This is a genomic window from Streptomyces sp. NEAU-174, from assembly GCF_052665095.1.
Window position 1 is genome coordinate 418,558 of sequence record NZ_JBQTCE010000006.1, and the last position, 20,016, is coordinate 438,573.

The following is a 20,016-nucleotide window of genomic DNA, read 5'->3' on the forward strand; positions in this document are numbered from 1 at the left end:
TCACAGCCGGTCGGCGAGAAAACGTCCGATACGGGCCGCGTGACGGGCGTCGGTCATCAGATCTCCGTGATTCGAGTCTACGGTGCAGATCTCGATCGACCCGCCTATCAGGGGTTGCCACAAGTTGACATCCAGGAGGGTTTCCCGGTCGGCGGGTTTCCGATCCGCGGACACGAAAAGCATGTCCCCGTCGAAGAACTGGGGCACATAAGACCGCATGATCCGGACATTGTTCACGTAGACGTCCTTGAGGGCCAGCACGTCCTGGGCCTCGAGGTGGTCGAGGTGGGCCATGGGATGATTTCCCCCTTGCAGGAACTCCCGGAAGCGCAGCAGAACCCGCTCCTGGTCTGCTATGAGCTCGGCCATGTCGAAGGTGAACCCCATGGCCCGCAGATTGTTCGCGACGACCTCGTGCTCCACCGGCTCCGAGTGGTCGCTGTGCTCCCCCGGCGGGTAGGAGTCGAGCACCGCGAGCATCCCGACCTCCTCGCCCTCCGCTCGCAGCCGGACGGCCAGTGCCTGCGCGGTCAGCCCGCCGAAGGACCAGCCGGCGAGCCGGTAGGGGCCGTGCGGCTGCACGGAACGGATCCGGGCGGCATAGTCCTCGACCATCTCGTCCATGGACGCCGGGAGCGGTCCGGCGCCGTCGAGGCCGCGGGCCTGGACGCCGTAGACCGGTACATCGGCGCCGAGGTGGCGGACCAGCCCCGAGTAGCACCAGCTGAAGCCGCCACCCGGGTGCAGGAAGAACAGCGGTGCGGCCGTACCGCGGGCGCGCAGGGGCAGCAGTGCCCCCGTCGAGCCGCGTTCTGCGGCCCCGCCCGCCGCGACCGCCCCGCCCGTCAGCAGGCGGGCGAGCGCGGCGGGTGAGGGTGCGTCGAAGACCGCGCGTACCGGCAGGTCGCCGCCCATCTCGTCGCGGATCCGGCCGACCAGCCGGGCGGCGAGGAAGGAGTGACCGCCGAGGTCGAAGAACTCGTCCTCGGTTCCGACCTTCTCCACGCCCAGGACCTCGGCGAACAGGGCGCACAGCGCGCGCTCCTCGGGCGTCCTCGGCACGCCGGGGGCGGTACCGGTCCGGTACTCGGGCGCGGGCAGCGCGGCCCGGTCGAGCTTGCCGTTGGGCGTCAGGGGCAGCGCGTCCAGGGTGACGAACGCGGCGGGCACCATATGGTCGGGCAGGTGGCGGGCGGCGTGTTCGCGCAACCGGCGCGCCTCGGGCTCCCCGCCGTGCGCCCCGACCACGTAACCGACCAGGCGCCGGTCGCCCGGCCGGTCCTCCCGTACGACCACGGCCGCCCGCGCCACCTCCGGGGCGGCGGTGAGGACCGCCTCGATCTCACCCGGTTCGATGCGGAACCCGCGGACCTTGACCTGGGTGTCGGTGCGCCCCAGGTAGGTGAGGTGTCCGGCGCGGGTGAGGCGGGCGAGGTCGCCGGTGCGGTACATCCGGGTGCCCGGCGGGCCGTAGGGATCGGCGACGAACCGCTCCGCGGTGCGGTCGGCGCGGGCGATGTAGCCGCGGGCCAGGGCGGCTCCGGCGATGTACAGCTCTCCGGGGGCGCCCGGCGGCACCGGGTTCAGCCAGGGGTCGAGCAGCCGCACGGCGGTGTTGTCGACGGGCCGCCCGATGGGGGCGGGGCCGGGCGTCCAGGCGTCGGGGTCCGCCGGGAGCGGGCAGGCCGTCACCACATGGGTCTCGGCGGGCCCGTAGTGGTTGTGCAGCCGCCGGCCGGGGCGCTCGGCGCAGAACGCGCGGATGGCGCCGTGCGGGGTGAGCGCCTCACCGGCCTGTACCAGGTCGGTGAGGTGCGGCAGTTGAAGCCCCTGGGCGGTGGCGGCCTCGCATACGGCGTCGATGACCAGGTTGGGCGCGTACAGCTCCTGGACTCCGGTGTCGTCCAGCCACCGCGCCAGGCGGGCCGGGTCGCGGCGGACGTCCTCGGGGCAGACCACGAGGGTCTTGCCGTGCAGCAGCGCGGAGAGGATCTCCTGAACGGAGACGTCGAAGCTGACCGCGGTGAACTGGGCCACCCGGGTGCCCAGTCCGCCCGGCAGCTGCGCCTGGTGCCAGTCCAGGAGGTTGGCCAGGGCGCCCGCGGGCATCACCACGCCCTTGGGGCGCCCGGTCGAACCCGAGGTGTAGATGACGTAGGCCGGGTGCGCGGGGTCGAGCGGCCTGGCGCGCTCGTCGTCGGTGACATCGGTCGCGGGGTACGCGGCGAGCGCTTCGGCGGCGTGCCGGTCGTCGGTCACGAACGTACGGCCGGCGAGCGCTTCCGGAAGTGCCTCGGCCAGTTCGCGGGTGGTCAGCACGAGGGCGGGGCGGGCGTCTTCGAGCATGAACGCGATGCGGCCGGCCGGGTACTCGGGGTCGACGGGCAGATAGCCGGCGCCGGCCTTGAGAACCGCCATGAGGGCGGTGACCAGGTCGGCCGACCGGGGCATGGCGACCGCGACGAGGTCCTCGGGGCCCACCCCGCGGTCGATGAGCAGCCGTGCGAGGCGGTTGGCGCGCGTGTTCAGCTCCGTGTAGCCGACCGCCCCGGCCGCGGTTTCCACGGCCACGCCGTGCGGACCGCGGGCGACGGCCGCCTCGAACCGATCAGGCAGCGAGGCGTCCGGCGCGGCGCGGACCGCGCCCTGCCCGCCGCTCAGCACCGCGGCCTGTTCGTCCTCATCGAGGAGCGGCACCTCGCCGAGCCTCGCCTGCGGGTTCGCGGTCATCGCCGCCAGCAGCCGCATGAGCCGCGCGACGATCCGCTCCGCCGTGTCGCGTTCGAAGAGATCGGTGCTGAATTCCAGACCCGCGTTCAGCCCGTCCACGCTGCCGTCGGGGGCGTGCCGCTCGGCGAAGGACAGCAGCAGATCGAATTTGGCGGTACCGGTGTCCGAGTCCAGTTGCTCGACGGCGAGGCCCGGCGCCCCCACGCCGTCCTCGGGGGCCGCCGCGTCCGCCGCCTGCCGCTGCCCGGTGTTATTGAAGGTGAGCATGGTCTGGAACACCGGGTGCCGGGACTGTGAGCGCTTGGGGTTGAGCGCCTCCACAAGCCGCTCGAACGGCAGGTCCTGATGGGCGTATGCCGCGAGGTCCGTGTCCCGGACGCGGGCGATCAGCTCCCGGAAGGTGGGGTTGCCGGAGGTGTCGGTGCGCAGCACCAGCGTGTTGACGAAGAAGCCGACGAGATCGTCCAGGGCGTCGTCGGTGCGGCCGGCCACCGGGGTGCCCAGTGGGATGTCGGTGCCCGCCCCGAGCCGGGTGAGCAGCGCGGCGACCGCGGCCTGGACCACCATGAAGGGGCTGGCCTTGGTGGCGCCCGCCAGGGAGCGGATCCGCTCGTACAGCGGTCCCGGCACCTGGTAGGGGACGCGTTCGCCGCGATGGGCGGAGGTGGCGGGGCGCGGCCGGTCGGCGGGCAGCGCGAGTTCGTCCGGCAGTCCGGCCAGGGTCTGCTTCCAGTAGGCGAGCTGACGCGAGATCAGGCTGTCCTCGTCGTCCTCGGAGCCGAGCACCTGGTGCTGCCACAGGCTGTAGTCGGCGTAACTCACCGGCAGCGGCCGCCAGGCGGGGGCGGCACCGTCGCGCCGTGCGGCGTAGGCGGAGACGATGTCGCGGGCGAGCAGCGGCACCGACCAGCCGTCGCCCGCGATGTGGTGGACCAGGAGCAGCAGCACATGTTCCCGCTCACCGGTCTCGAACAGCCATACCCGCAGGGGGAGTTCCTCGGTCAGCTCGAAGGCGTACCCCACGGCGGCGGCGATCTCCCGCTCCAGGCGGTCCGGCGGCACGTCGGGGACGACGGTCAGCGCGGGTCTGGCCTCCGGGCAGCTCAGCACGACCTGGTACGGGCCTTCGGCGTCCTCGGCGAAGACCGTGCGCAGCGACTCGTGGCGCCCCGCGACGTCCACGAGCGCGTCCCGCAGCGCCGTGCGGTCCAGATCGCCGGTGAGCCTCAGCGCGAAGGGGATGTTGTACGTCGGGGAGGGGCCCTCGAAGCGGTGCAGGAACCACAGCCGGCGCTGGGCGAAGGAGGCCGGGACGCGGTCGGGGCGCGGCTCGGCGGGCACCAGCGCCGGCCGGGCCGATCCGGCCGTGTCGAGGGCGCGGGCGAGCCCGGCCACGGTCGGCGTGTCGAACAGCTGCCGCACCGCCAGCTCGGCGCCGAAGACCGAACGGACGCGCCCGACGAGCCGGGTGGCGAGCAGCGAGTGTCCGCCTGCGTCGAAGAAGTCGTCGTCGATGCCGACCGACGGCAGACCGAGGACCTCCGCGAAGAGACCGCACAGGATCTCCTCCTGGGGGCTGCGCGGGGCGCGGCGCGCTCCGGTGGCGGCGGCCGGACCGGTGTCGGGCACGGGCAGGGCCCTGCGGTCCACTTTGCCGTTGGCGGTCAGCGGCAGCGCGTCGAGGACGACGAACGCGGCGGGCACCATGTAGTCGGGGAGTTCGGCGGCGAGGTGCGCCCGCAGGTCCTCCGGGGAGGGGGTGGTGCCGCGCTCGGCGACGAGGTGGGCCACCAGGCGTTTGTCGCCGGGGCGTGGCTCCTGCACGGTGACGACGGTCTGGGCGACGTCGGGGTGGCCGCCCAGCCGCGCCTCGATCTCACCGAGCTCGATGCGGAAGCCGCGCAGCTTCACCTGTTCGTCCGCGCGCCCGAGGTATTCGAGGACGCCGTCGGGGTTCCAGCGCACCAGGTCGCCGGTGCGGTACATGCGGGCGCCGGGCGGGCCGTAGGGGTCGGCGACGAAGCGTTCCGCGGTGATCCCGGGCCGCCGCCAGTAGCCGCGTGCCAGACCCGCTCCGGCGATGTGCAGTTCGCCCGCCGTGCCGGGCGGCACCGGGCGCAGGCCCGTGTCCAGGACCATCAGCCGGGTGTTGTCCAGCGGGCTGCCGATGGGGACGGAGGCGGGGACCTCCTGTCCCCGGGGAAGCCGGTGCCGCACCGCGAACGTGGTCGTCTCGGTGGGCCCGTACACGTCGACGACGGTCGTGTCGGGGCAGGCGTCCATCACCCGGCGGACGGACGCGGCGGGGACCGCCTCTCCCCCGGTCCACACCTCTTGGAGGCCCGCGAAGTGTTCGGGCGCCTCGTCGGCGACGAGTTGGAAGAGTCCGGTGGTCAGGAACATCCCGGTGATCTCGTGCTCGACGAGCAGCTTGCCGAGCAGGCCTGCGTCGAGGTCGCCGGGCGGGGCGACGACGGCGGTGCCGCCGGTCAGCAGCGGCACCCACATCTCGTAGGTGGAGGCGTCGAAGGCGTGCGGTGAGTGGACCAGGACCCGGGTGTGGGCGCCGCCGGTGAACGAGCGGTCATGGGCGAGTTCGAGCACATGGCGGTGGGTGGCGGCGACGCCCTTGGGGGTTCCGGTGGAGCCGGAGGTGTGGCAGATGTAGGCGATCTGGTCGGCGTGGAGGCGCGGCAGCGGCTTTCCCGGCGCGGGATCGGGCTCCCCCAGTGCGGGATCGGGCTCCCCCGGCGCGGGATCGGGCGCCACGGCGCCGTCGTCCACGACGACCGAGGGGAGTCCCAGGTCCGCGGCGCGGTCGGCGTTCGCCCGGTCGGTCAGCACCAGGGAGACACCGGCGAGGCCGGTGAGCTGACGGAGCCGGTCGGCCGGGTCGCGCTCGCGCAGCGGCACATACGCGCCGCCCGCCTTGAGGACTCCCAGCGCGGACACGACCACGTTCGCCGAGCGCTCCATGAGCAGCGCCACCGGGGTCTCCGGAGCCACTCCGAGCCGGGTGAGGCGGCGCGCCAGCGCTTCGGAGCGGGCGTCGAGCGCGGCGTAGTCGAGGGCGTCGGCACCGGTGCGGACGGCGGTGGCGTGCGGGGTGCGGGCGGCCTGGGCACGGAACGCCTCCGGCAGGCTGAGGTCCGGGATGTCGGTGTCCGTGCCACGGCCGAACGCGGACACGGCCCGCTGTTCGTCCCCGGAGAGCAGTTCGAGCCGGCCGACGGGCCGCAGCGGGTCGGTGGCCACCGCGGTGAGGACGCGCACCACCCGGTCCAGGACGGCGCGGGCCGACGCGTCGGGGAAGAGATCGGGCTGGTGGTCCAGGCGCAGCCGCAGCAGGCCGCCGCGGGCGACCGCGACGAGCGCCAGCGGATAGTGGGCGGCGTCGCGGTTGCGGGCGCCGACCACGGTCAGGCCGCTCACCCCGCCGGGCTCGTCGTTCCCGGCCGTGAGGTCCACGGGGTAGTTCTCGAACACCATCGTGGTGTCGAAGAGTTCACCGGCTCCGGCGAGCCGCCGCACCTCGGCGAGGTCGATCTGCTGGTGGGCCTGGAGCCGGGTCTGCTCGTCCTGGACCCGGCGCACCATGTCCACCAGCGGCTCGCCGGGGCGCAGCCGTACCCGGACCGGCAGCGTGTTGATGAACAGGCCCACCATCGTCTCGACCCCGGCCAGCTCGGGCGGCCGCCCGGAGACGGTGGCGCCGAACACCACGTCGTCGCGGCCGGTCAGCCCGCCGAGGACGACCGCCCAGGCGCCCTGCACCAGCGAGTTGAGGGTCAGCGCGCGCTCCCGGGCGAGAGCCGAGAGCGCTTCGTGGACGGCCGGTTCGAGCTCGGCGTCCAGGCGTCCCGGCACGACCGCGGGCCGGTCGCCGGCCCGGGGCGCGACCAGCGTGGGGCCGTCGAGTCCGGCCACCGCCTCGCGCCACGCGGCCACCGCGGCGTCCCGGTCCTGGTCGGCGAGCCAGCGCAAGTAGTCCCGGAAGGGCCGGACCCGTGGCAGCCCGCTGTCGTCCCCCCGGGACGCGTACAGCGCGAGCAGTTCGCGCAGCAGCATCGGGCGCGACCACCCGTCCAGCAGGATGTGGTGGTTGGTCAGGACGAAGCGGTGCCGGCCCGCGCCGAGCCGCAGCAGGGTGAACCGCATCAGCGGCGGCTTGCCGAGGTCGAAACGGCGCCGCCGGTCCGCCTCCAGCACCCGGTCGGCCGCCGCGGCGCGCTCGTCATCGGACAGCGCGGCGAGGTCGAACTCCTCCCAGGGAAGGGGCACCTCATGCGGAATGAACTGGACGGGTCGCCGCAGGCCCGCGTAGCGGAATCCCGCGCGCAGATTGGCGTGGCGCCGGAGCAGGGTGCGGCACGCGGCGCGCAGCGCCTCCGGGTCGAGGTCGCCCTCCAGATCCATGGTGTCCTGCACGACATAGACGTCCGGCGCCGCCTCGTCGTAGACGCTGTGGAAGAGCAAGCCTTCCTGAAGCGGGGCCAGCGGCAGGATGTCCTGTAATCCGGGCTGCGTCGCCATCACATGGTCCTCCAGTCGTCTTCCAGCAACTCGATCTCGTCCTGGCTCAGCAGGCTCAGGGAAACGTCCGAGACGGTGAGCCCGCCCGCGTCGGGGCGTTCCGCGTGCTCGGTGAGGGCCGTGAGGGCCTGGAACCACAGGTCCGCCAGCGTGCCGACCTCGGCCCGGTCGAGGATGCCCTCCGCCCAGGTCCAGGTCGCGGCCAGTTCGGGTCCGCGCGGTCCGTCGTCGGTGCGGGCGTTGAGCTCCAGGGGGTGGGCGAGCGGCACCCGGGGGTCGGTGCCGCCGATACCGGCGGCGCTGGTGAGCACGGTCCAGTCCGGGACCGTGGCGCTGCCCGCCTCCTCGGCATCCGCGACCGTGAAACGTCCCAGGTAGTTGAATGCCACCTGCGGCTCGGGCAGGCCGGTGAACCCCGGTGCGGTGCTCGCGTTGAGATGCCGGACCAGGCCATAGCCGATGCCCTTGTCGGGCACGGCCCGCAGCTGCTCCTTGATCCGCTTGACGGCCTCCCCCGCGGCCGGGCCCCCCGCGAACGCGTCGGTGAGGTCCGCGGTGCCCGGGTCGATCCGTACGGGATAGAGGCTGGTGAACCAGCCCACGGTGCGGGACAGGTCCACGGCACCCACGAGGTCCTCCTCGCGCCCATGGCCCTCCAGGTCGAGGAGCACCCCGGCCGGCCGGCCGCCCGCGCCCCGGACGCCCCGGCCGCCGCGCCAGCGGGCCCACGCCAGGGCGAACGCCGTCAGCAGCACGTCGTTGACCTCCGCGGTGAACACCGATGGCACCCGGGTGAGCAGCCTCTCGGTGACCGCGACCGGCAGCGTGACCGTCAGATGCGCCGCGCTCCCGTAGGTGTCCCCGGCCGGGTCCAGTGGCCGTCGGCCCAGGAGCGGGTCCCCCGGCCGCAGCACCTCCTGCCACCAGGCGGCCTCCGCCGCCCGCGCGGGCCGTGCCGCCGCCTCCGTCAGACGCCGCGCCCAGCGGCGCAGCGAGGTGCCCACGGGCTGGAGTTCCGGCTCCCGCCCGGCGCTCACGGCCCGGTACGCCTCGGCCAGGTCGGGTACCAGGATGCGCCAGGACACCCCGTCGACCACCAGGTGGTGGATGAGGAGGAGCAGCAGACCCGGTGTGTCCGCGCCGCGGTCGAACCAGACCACCTGGACGAGCCGTCCCGCGTCCAGGTCGAGACGCTCCCGTGCGGCCTCGGTCTCCCGCCGTACGAGATCCCGCTGGGCCGACTCCCCGAGCCCGGCGGCAGCCACGCGGCGGACCAGGGACGCGGCGTCGACCGCGCCCGGCCGGCGTATCTCCAGCCGCCGTTCGGGAGCGGCGGTGAGCCGGGCCCGCAGGGCGCCGTGGTGGTCGAGCACCGACTGCACCGCGGACCGCAGCTGCTCCTGGCGGAGCGCCGCGGGCACCTGGACGAGCCGTGACTGGTTGAACTGGTCGGCCGGGCCGCCCCGTTCGAGGAACCAGCGCACGATCGGCGTCAGTGGTACGTCACCGACGTCCGCCCCCGGCTCCTCCGCGGCCACGCGGACGGTTTCCGTGGCGATGTCGGCGAGCGCGGCCACCGTGCGGTGCTCGAAGACGTCGCGCACCGCGAGTTCGAGTCCGGCCCGCCGGGCGCGGCTGACGAGCTGGATGGACATGATGCTGTCGCCACCGAGATCGAAGAAGCCGTCGTCGATACCGACCCCGTCCAGCCCCAGCACCTCGGCGAACAGCCCGCACAGCGTCTTCTCCCGCTCGGTGCGCGGACCCCGCCGGTCCGTCTCCGGCTTCCCGCCGTACACGGGCGCGGGCAGGGCGCGCCGGTCGAGCTTCCCGTTCAGGGTGAGCGGGAGCGCGTCCAGCGTGACCACGGCCGACGGCACCATGTGCTCGGGCAGGGCGGTGGCGAGGTGGGCGCGCAGCGCGTCGGGCCCGGGGGTGGACTCGGCGCCGGCGGCCGGCACGGCATAGGCCACGAGGCGTTTGTCGCCGGGCCGGTCCTCGCGCAGGATCACCGCTGCCCGAGCCACCGCGGCGTGTGTCTCGAGCGCCGCCTCGATCTCGCCGAGCTCGATACGGAAGCCACGCAGCTTGACCTGGTCGTCCACGCGGCCGTGGTACTCCAGGCGCCCGTCGGCCAGTCGGCGTCCGGTGTCCCCGGTGCGGTACATGCGGCCCTCGCCGAACGGGTTGGCCACGAACCGCTCGGCGGTGAGTCCGGGCCGGCCCAGATAGCCGCGGGCCAGACCGGCTCCGACGACGTACAGCTCCCCGACGACACCCCTGGGGACCGGCCGGAGCCGCTCGTCCAGCACATACACGGCGAGGTCGGGGATCGGTTCGCCGATCACCGACCCGGACGAGGCGGCGACGACGGCCTCGTCGAGCGCGGCATATGTGACATGCACGGTGGTCTCCGTGATGCCGTACATGTTCACCAGGGACGGGGCGTCATCGGGGTGCCGGGAGTACCAGTCGGCCAGCCGGCCCAGCTCCAACGCCTCGCCGCCGAAGACGACATGGCGCAGGCGAAGCCGTGCGGAGGCCTCGGGGTCGTCCCGGTCGGCCGCCATGAGCTGGTAGAAGGCCGATGGGGTCTGGTTCAGTACGGTGACCCGCTCGTCCGCCAGCAGCTTCAGGAACCGGTCCGGGGTCCGGCTGGTCTCGTAAGGGACGACGACCAGGCGTCCGCCGTGCAGCAGCGGTCCCCACAGTTCCCAGACGGAGAAGTCGAAGGCGTAGGAGTGGAACAGCGTCCATACGTCGTCGGGGCCGAAGCCGAACCAGTGACCGGTCGAGTCCATCAGGCGTATCGCGTTGCCGTGCGGCACCTCAACGCCCTTGGGCCGCCCCGTGGATCCCGAGGTGTAGATGACATACGCGGTGTCCAGGGGCGAGAGTGCCACATCCGGGTCGGCCGCGTGACACCGCTCGGACTCGGCGAGCACATCGGGCGTCACCGTGAGGATCGGCCGCGCGTCGTCGATCATGTACGCGATGCGGTCGGCCGGGTAGGCCGGGTCGATGGGCACGTATGCCGCGCCCGATTTGAGCACGCCGAGCACCGCGACGACGAGCTCCTCGGTGCGGGGCATGCTCAAGCCCACGTACCGCCGCGGGCCCGCTCCCCGCTCGCGGAGCAGCTGGGCCAGCCGGTTCGCCCGCGCGTTCACTTCGGAATAGGTGAGGGACGTGGTCTCGTAGGTCACCGCGATCGCGTCCGGAGTGGCCGCCACCTGCCGCTCGAACCTGGACACGATGGTGTCACCGGAGGTGTCGCCAGAGGTGTCGCCGGAGGTGTCACCGGAGGCTGAGGTGTCACCGGAGGCTGAGGTGTGCCGTGGCGGCATGGTCAGCTCGCGCCGCTCGGCCGGGTCGAGGATCTGGAGGTCCTGTATCCGGACGGCCGGGTCGGCGGCCACCTGCTCCAGCACGCGGACGAAGCGGTCGGCGATGCTCCGCGCGGTCGCCCGGTCGAACAGGTCCGTGCTGAAGTCCAGCGCACAGCCCAGCCCGGCCCCGGTGGTCCCGGCGGCCTCGGCGATCTCGAACGAGAGGTCGAACTTCGCCGAGGGCGCCCCGAGCGGTCGCCCGGTGACGGTGAGCCCCGTCCGCGCGGTGAGGGGCCGAGCGGCGTTGTTCAGGTTGAGGACGGTCTGGAAGAGCGGGTGCCGGGCCAGCGAGCGCTCCGGGTTGACCACCTCGACCAGCCGCTCGAAGGGCAGGTCCTGGTGCGCGTACGCCTCCAGGTCCCGCGCCCGGACGCGGTCGACCAGTTCGGTGAAGGTGGGGTTGCCGGAGGTGTCGGTGCGCAGCACCAGTGTGTTGACGAAGAACCCGACGAGCTCGTCGAGCGCGTCGTCGGTACGGCCCGCGACCGGCGTGCCGATGGGGATGTCGCTGCCCGCCCCGAGCCGGGTCAGCAGGGTCGCCAGCGCCGCCTGGAGGACCATGTACAGACTCGCGCGATGCTCACCGGCGACCCCCACCAGCCGCTCGTACAGGCCCGGCGGCAGCTCGAAGCCGACCCGGTCGCCCCGGTAGGAGGCGGCGGCCGGCCGTGGCCGGTCGAAGGGCAGGGCCAGCTCCTCCGGGAGCCCTTCCAGCGCCCGGGTCCAGTAGCCGAGCTGGCGCGCGATCTCGCTGCCCGCGTCGGACTCGTCGCCGAGGAGGTCGCGCTGCCAGAGGCTGTAGTCCGCGTACTGCACCGGCAGCGGCTCCCAGGCGGGGGCACGGCCGGTCGTCACGCGCGCCGCGTAGGCCGCCGTCAGGTCACGGACCAGGACACCGCGCGACCAGGCGTCGCTCGCGATGTGATGCGTCAGCAGGAGCAGGGCCGAACGGTCGGTTTCCGCCCCGTCGGAACCTTCGGCGACGGCGGGCAGCCGGAACAGCGAGGCGCGGATCGGCATCTCGGCGGAGAGGTCGAAGGCGTACGCGGCGGCGTCGCGCATCAATCGGTCCACGGACGCCTCGTCTGCCACCTCCTCCACGGTCAGCGGAACCTGTGCCTGATCGGGGGCGAGGACGACCTGATAGGCGCCGCCGCCCGCGTCGTCGGCGAACACCGTACGCAGGCTCTCGTGGCGTAAGACCACGTCGTTCAGGGCCTGACGCAGTGCCTCCTCGTCCAGCGCGCCGGTCAGGTCGAGGGAGATGACCATGTTGTAGGCGTCGCTCGGCCCCTCCAGGTGCTGGAGGAACCACAGACGCTGCTGGGCGTGGGACAGCGGCACCCGGGCGGGCCGCTTCGCGCTCACCACCCGGCCCCGTACGGCGGCGGACTCGTCGAGCGCATCCGCGAGTTCGGCGACGGTGGGTGCCTCGAAGACGCGGCGTACGGCCAGTTCGGCGTCCAGGACGGTACGGATCCGGCTGACCAGCTTGGTCGCGAGCAAGGAGTGGCCGCCGAGGTGGAAGAAGTCGTCGTCGATGGTGACCGACTCCACGCCCAGGACCTCGGCGAACAGACCGCACAGGATCTCCTCGCGCGGTGAACGCGGCGCCCGGCCGGTGGCCAAGTCGAGGCCGTAGTCGGGCACGGGCAACGCACGCCGGTTCAGCTTCCCGTTCGCGGTGAGCGGGAAGGCCTCCAGCGTGACGAACGCCGACGGCACCATGTAGCCGGGCAGTTGCGCGGCCACGTGCTCACGCAGGGCCAGGGGCTCCGGTCCGCCCGCCACGGATGGGATGACGTAGGCGACGAGGCGCTTGTCGCCGGGCCGGTCCTCACGGACGAGTACGGCGGCCTGGGCAACGTGCTCATGCCCGGCCAGCACCGTCTCGATCTCGCCGAGCTCGATCCGGAAGCCCCGCAGCTTGACCTGGTCATCGACCCGGGAGAGGTACTCCAGCTCGCCCGTGGCGGTCCACCGCACCAGGTCACCGGTGCGATACATCCGCCCACCGCCGGTGCGGTCGAACGGATCGGCCACGAAGCGTTCAGCGGTCAGTCCCGAGCGCCCGTGATACCCACGGACCACACCCTCCCCCGCGATATACAGCTCACCGGGGACACCGGCCGGGACCGGCCGCAACCCACTGTCCAGCACGTACACCTGAGTATTGGCGATCGGCAGCCCGATACGCGGCGCACGCGCGGTGTCCGGGGTGACCGGCCACGCCGTCGACCAGATCGTCGTCTCGGTGGGGCCGTACATGTTCGTCACCGACTCGGCCCGCTCGGCCAATGCGACCGCCAGGTCTGCGGGCAGAGCCTCGCCACCGACGAGGACTCGCACACCGCTCAGCACCGCCGGGTCCTCGGCCAGCACCGCCCGCCACAGGCTGGGTGTCGCCTGCATCACCGAGATCCGCTCGTTGGATACGAGCGCGCACAGTGCCACCGGGTCCCGTACCGCATCGCGCTCGGCCACGACCACCGCCGCACCACTCAGCAACGGCACGAACAGCTCCAGACCCGCGATGTCGAACCCGACGGTGGTGACCGCCAGCAACCGGTCCACCCCGGTGAGCTGGAACCGCTCGGCCATCGCCACCACGAAATTCGCCAACGGCCCCTGCGGCACCACCACACCCTTCGGCCGACCCGTCGAACCCGACGTGTAGATCACATACGCCGCGTGGGACGGCGCCGGGTGGGTGGGCCGCCGCTCCCCCGCCGTCCGGACAAGCTCCTCGGCGGTCCCGGGCGCGTCCAGCAGCACATGTGGGATGTCGACGTCCGGCAGCACAGACATCAACTCACCTGTGGTCAGGATGAGTTCGGGCCTGGCGTCCTGGAGCATGTAGGCGAGCCGATCGGCCGGATACTCCGTGTCCAGCGGAAGGTACGCCGCCCCCGCCTTCCACACCGCCAGCAACGCCACCACCAGATCCACCGACCTCGGCAACGCCACCGCGACAAAGCCCTCGGGTCGCACCCCGCGATCGGCCAGCAGCCGCGCGAGACGATCGGCCCGAGCGTTCAACTCGCCGTACGGCAGGGACACCCCACCAGCGACCACTGCCACCGCATCCGGCGTCCGCGCCACCCGCTCCTCGAACAACTCCACCACCGAACGACCCGGCACCTCACCCGCCGTGTCATTCCAGTCCCACAACACCGACCGGGCCTCGGCCTCGTCCAGCAGATCGATACGGTCGAGCGGGGCGTCCGGGGCATCGACCATGCCCCGCAACACACGCAGGTACCGCTTGCCGAGCGTTTCGACCGTGCTCCGGTCGAACAGGTCGGTGCTGAACTCCAGCACTCCTCGCAGCCCGTCGGCTCGGTGCGGCTGCTCGGTGAAAGTGAAGGACAGGTCGAACTTGCCCACGCCGGTGTCAGCCGCCACCGGCGACACGGTGAGGTCGGGGATCCCGGCCACGGCTTGGTCGGTGGCCGCTGTGTCGGTGTTGTTGAAGGCCAGGAGCACCTGGAAGAGCGGGTGACGGGAGAGCGAGCGCTCCGGGTTGAGCACCTCGACCAGCCGCTCGAAGGGCAGGTCCTGATGGGCGTAAGCGGCCAGGTTCCGCGCACGGACGCGCTCGATCAGCGCGCGGGCCGTGGGACGTCCTGACGTGTCGGCGCGCAGCACCAGCGTGTTGATGAAGACGCCGACCAGATCGTCGAGCGAGGTGTCGGTTCGGCCCGCTATCGGTGTACCGATGGGGATGTCCGTACCCGCGCCGAGCCGGGTCAGCAATGCCGCGAGCCCCGCCTGAACCACCATGAACGGACTCGACTGCGTGTCCCGTGCGAGCGCGGCCACCTTGTCGTAGAGGTCGGCCGGAATCTCGAAGGGGATGCGGTCGCCCCGGTAGGAGGCGACGGGCGGGCGCGGCCGGTCGTACGGCAGCTCCAGCTGATCCGGCAGGCCCGCCAACGCGCCGGTCCAGTAGTCGAGTTGCCGTGCGATCTCACTGTCCGGGTCGGACTCCTCACCCAGGACGTCGCGCTGCCAGATGCTGTAGTCGGCGTACTGCACCGGCAGCGGTTCGAGTACGGGAGCCTCGCCGGTGGTGACCCGCGCGGCATACGCGGCCGTCAGGTCGCGGGCCAGCGGTGAACGGGACCACGCGTCGCTCACGATGTGGTGCAGAACCAGCAGGAGAATGTGCTCCTCACCGCTGTCGAGTGCGAACAGCGTTGCGCGGAGCGGCAGTTCCGCCGCGTCGGCGGACAGGTCGAAGCCACGGCGCGCGGCCTTACGCAACTGCCCTTCGAGGCTCGCCCGGTCCGTCTCCACTGTCGTCAGCTCGGGCCTTGCCTCATCGGCCGGGCGAACGACCTGGTACGCACCGTCGGTGTCCTCGGTGAAGACGGTGTGCAGGCTCTCGTGCCGGGCGACCACATCACCCAGGGCCAGCCGTAGGGCGTCCCGGTCCAGCGGCCCGGTCAGCCGCAGCGCGATCGGGACGTTGTAGGTGGCGCTGGGGCCCTCGAACTGGTTCAGGAACCACAGCCGCTGCTGGGCATACGACAGCGGGATACGCTCCGGTCGCGGATCGGCCACGGTGACGCGGCGCCGCACGGCGTCGGTCGCGAGGGCGGTGGAGATACCCGCGACGGTCGGGGTCTCGAAGAGCTGCCGGATGGGCAGCTCCGCCTCCAGGACGCTACGGATCCGGCTGACCAGCCGGGTGGCCAGCAGCGAGTGACCACCGAGCCGGAAGAAGTCGTCGTCGATGGTGACCGACTCCACGCCCAGCACCTCGGCGAACAGACCACACAGGATCTCCTCGCGCGGTGAACGCGGCGCCCGGCCGGTAGCGGTGTCCGAACCGTAGTCGGGCGCGGGCAGGGCACGCCGGTCCAGCTTTCCGTTGGGGGTCAACGGCAGCTCTTCGAGGGTGACGAAGGCCGAGGGGACCATGTAATCCGGCAGAGCGTCGGCGGCGTACTCCCGCAGGACCGTGTCCGAGACGGCGGTATCGGACACCACATAGGCGACGAGGCGCTGGTCCCCGGCCCGGTCCTCCCGCACGACGACGGCCGCCTGGGCCACCTCGGGATGGCCACGCAACACGGCCTGGATCTCCCCCAGTTCGATACGGAAGCCCCGCACCTTGACCTGATCATCGACCCGGCCCACATAGACCAGTTGTCCATCGGCGTTCCAGCGCGCCAGATCTCCCGTGCGATACATCCGCGCGCCCGCCGGTCCGTAAGGATCGGCGGTAAAGCGCTCGGCGGTCAGATCCGCACGCCCCAAGTAACCACGCGCCAGCACCACACCACCGACGTACAGCTCACCGGCCACTCCCGGCGGCACCGGACGCAACCCCGCGTCCAGCACATACGCCCGCGTGTTCCAGAACGGCCGCCCGATCGGCACAGCACCACCGGCAACCACCGCGCCCGGCTCGATCCGGAAATCGGTGCAGTTGACCGTCGCCTCCGTCGGACCGTACGCATTGACCACCGTCACACCCGGATGCACGGCCCGCCACGACGCCAGCGCCTCACCCACCAACGCCTCACCACCAATGATCAACGTCCCCGACGGCGACACACCCTCCGGCAGCGCCTCCAACAGCCCCAGGTGAGAGGGGGTGACCTTCATAAACGACGGCCGACCAGCGTCCCCGGCCCGCTCATCAAGCTCACCCAGCACCACCCGGCCACCACTCACCAACGGCGTATACAACGCCGTCACCGTCAGGTCGAAAGCCACCGAAGAGTGCAGCAAGGCCGTACCCGACGCATCCGGATACACCTCCCGCGCCCGCTCCAGATACGCCCCCACCGAACGATGCTCAACCACCACACCCTTCGGCCGACCCGTCGACCCCGACGTATAAATCACATACACAGGGGAGTTGAGACTCGCCACCACCCGCACCGGCTCATCCGCATACGCATCAGCGGCCGCGAGGTCCGCCACGTCATCGATCACCAGGACCGGCCGTGCGTCGCCCAGGATGTGGGCCTTGCGCTCCGCCGGATACTCCGGATCCACCGGCACATACGCACCACCCGCCTTCACCACACCCAGCAGCGCCACCACCAACTCCACCGACCGGGGCAAGGCGATGGCCACAAACCGCTCGGGTCCCGTGCCCTGCTCGATCAGCCACCGGGCGACCCGGTTCGACCGTGCGTCCAGCTCCGCGTACGTCAGTCGGGCATCACCCGACACCACTGCCACCGCGTCCGGCGTCCGCGCCACCTGCTCGGCGAACAGCACCGGCAGCGACACACCCCGTACATCGCGCCGCTCGCCGTTCCACTCGACCAGCACTCGCTCCCGCTCCGCCGCATCCAGCAACTCCACCTCCCCGATACGACGCTCGGGATCCTCGGCAAGCACGGTCAGCACGCGAACGAAACGCTCCGCGATGCGCTGCGCCGTGGCCCGGTCGAACAGATCGGTGCTGAAGTCCAGAGCCCCCTCCAGCACCACCACACCCCCTTCCGCGCCACCGTCGCGCCGCTCGCCGAGCCGGAAGGACAGGTCGAACTTCGCCCCACCCGAGGCCACCGGCTCATCGGTCACCGTCAGCCCCGGCAGCGAGGCGACGGCCGACGCCCCTGCCTGCTGGGTGTTGTTCAGCGTGAGCATCGTCTGGAAGAGCGGATGCCGGGACAGCGAACGCTCCGGGTTGACCACCTCGACCAGCCGCTCGAAGGGCAGGTCCTGATGGGCGTACGCCTCCAGATCCCGCGCCCGCACCCGCTCGATCAGCTCGCTGAAGGTGGGGTTGCCGGAGGTGTCCGTCCGCAACACCAAGGTGTTCACGAAGAAGCCGACGAGATCGTCCAGTGCGTCGTCCGTGCGGCCGGCGATGGCCGTGCCCAGCGGGATATCCGTACCGGCGCCGAGCCGCGTGAGCAGCGTGGACAGCGCCGCCTGCACCACCATGAACAGGCTGGCCCGGCGCTCACGGGCGATCCGCGTCAACTCGTCGTGAAGGGCGGACGGCAGCTCGAAGGTGATCCGGTCGCCGTCGAACGAGGCGGTCGCCGAGCGCGGCCGGTCGAAGGGCAGCGAAAGCTCCTCCGGAAGGTCGGCCAACGCGTCCTGCCAGTAGCCGAGCTGGCGGGAGATCTCGCTCCCCGCCTCCTGTTCCGCGCCCAGCACCTCGCGCTGCCACAGGCTGTAGTCCGCGTACTGGACGGGCAGCGGCTCCCACTCCGGAGCCTCACCGGAGCTGACCCGCGCCGCGTAGGCGCGCGTCAGATCGCGAGCCAGCGGGCCCATCGACCACGCGTCGCTCGCGATGTGATGCGCGACGACCAGCAGGACGGACTCGTCATGGCCCAGCTCGAACAGCCACGCCCGTAGCGGCACCTCGTCCGTGAGGTCGAAGGGCGTCCGGATCGCCCGGTTCAGCTCTTCCCGTACAGCCTCCCGGTCGATCGCGGCCACCGTCAGGTCCACCTCGGCGGCGTCCAGGATCACCTGGTACGCACCGTCGCCGTCCTCGGCGAACACCGTGCGCAGGCTCTCGTGCCGGGCCACCACATCGCCCAGGGCCAGCCGCAACGCACGCTCGTCGAGCGCGCCACTCAGCCGCAACGCCACCGGAATGTTGTACGTGGCACTCGGCCCCTCGAACTGATGCAGGAACCACAACCGCTGCTGGGCCAGCGACAGCGGCAACCGCGCCGGCCTCGGCACCACCGCCCGCAGCCGGGTCCGCGCCACAGCCGATGCGCCCAGCACATGCGCGAGTTCGGCGACGGTGGGTGCTTCGAAGACGCGGCGTACGGCCAGTTCGGCGTCCAGGACGGTACGGATCCGGCTGACCAGCTTGGTCGCGAGCAGGGAGTGGCCGCCAAGGTGGAAGAAGTCGTCATCGATGGTGACCGACTCCACGCCTAGGACCTCGGCGAACAGACCGCACAGGATCTCCTCGCGCGGCGAACGTGGCGCCCGGCCAATGGCGGAGTCGGCGCCGTAGTCGGGCGCGGGCAGCGCACGCCGGTTCAGCTTCCCGTTCGCCGTCAATGGGAGGGCCTCCAGCGTGACGAACGCCGACGGCACCATGTAGCCAGGCAGCTGCGAGCCGACATGCTCGCGCAGGTCAGCGACGCTCATCACGTCGGCGCTCGCCGGAACGACATAGGCGACGAGGCGCTTGTCGCCGGGCCGGTCCTCGCGGACGAGGACGGCGGCGTGGGCCACATGGTCATGCCCGGCCAGCACCGTCTCGATCTCGCCGAGCTCGATCCGGAAACCACGCAGCTTGACCTGGTCATCAACCCGGGACAGATACTCCAGCTCACCATCGGCGGTCCACCGCACCAAGTCACCCGTGCGATACATCCGCCCACCGCCGGTGCGGTCGAACGGATCGGCCACGAAGCGTTCAGCGGTCAGTCCCGACCGACCGTGATACCCACGGACCACACCCTCACCCGCGATATACAACTCACCCGGCACACCGACCGGCACCGGCCGCAACCCACCGTCCAGCACATACACCTGGGTATTGGCAATCGGCCGCCCGATGCGCGGCGCACGCGCGGCCTCCGGGGTGACCGGCCACACCGTCGACCAGATCGTCGTCTCGGTGGGGCCGTACATGTTCGTCACCGACTCGGCCCGCTCAGCCAACGCCACCGCCAAATCGGCAGGCAGCGCCTCACCACCCACCAGCACCCGCACACCGCTCAGCACCGCCGGATCCTCAGCCAGCACCGCCCGCCACAGACTCGGCGTCGCCTGCATCACCGAGACCCGCTCAGCCGACACCAACCCACACAACGCCACCGGATCCCGCACCACATCCCGCTCCGCCACCACCACCGCCGCACCACTCAGCAACGGCACAAACAACTCCAGACCCGCGATGTCAAACCCCACCGTGGTCACCGCCAGCAAACGATCCTCGCCCACAAGCCCGAACCGCCCGGCCATCGCCACCACAAAGTTCGCCAACGGCCCCTGCGGCACCACCACACCCTTCGGCCGCCCCGTCGACCCCGACGTATAGATCACATACGCCGAGGTGTTGAGGTCCAGCGCCGCGCGTGCCTCCTCGGGCCCGGCCGGATCGCCCAGCGCGTCCCGTACGACGGGCTCGTCCAGGACCAGACGCGGAATCCGGGTGGTCTCGGGGAGATGGTCGCCAGTCTCCGTCGTGGTGAGGATGAGCGTCGGTGCGGCGTCCTGGAGCATGTACGCGAGCCGGTCGGCCGGATACTCCGTGTCCAGCGGCAAGTACGCCGCCCCCGCCTTCCACACCGCCAGCAACGCCACCACCAGATCCACCGACCTCGGCAACGCCACCGCGACAAAGCCCTCGGCCCGCACTCCACGGTCAACCAGCAGCCGAGCCAGACGCCCGGCCCGAGCGTTCAACTCG

Annotated in this window: 2 protein-coding genes (1 of these 2 only partly in view); both read right to left on the reverse strand. The window is 71.8% G+C overall.

Annotated elements, in window-relative coordinates:
- The gene (locus ACT2CW_RS20260) at positions 1-7,263 is read right to left on the reverse strand and encodes an amino acid adenylation domain-containing protein (protein WP_445517666.1); all 7,263 of its coding nucleotides are present in this window, start codon (positions 7,261-7,263) and stop codon (positions 1-3) included.
- Positions 7,263-20,016 carry the 3' portion of a non-ribosomal peptide synthase/polyketide synthase gene (locus ACT2CW_RS20265; protein WP_445517667.1) on the reverse strand. Its footprint extends 7,781 nt past the window's final position, so the window shows 12,754 of its 20,535 coding nt (coding positions 7,782-20,535); its start codon lies off the right edge, out of view — the gene reads right to left on this strand; it ends in the stop codon at positions 7,263-7,265. The genes ACT2CW_RS20260 and ACT2CW_RS20265 overlap by 1 nt, the downstream gene beginning before the upstream one ends.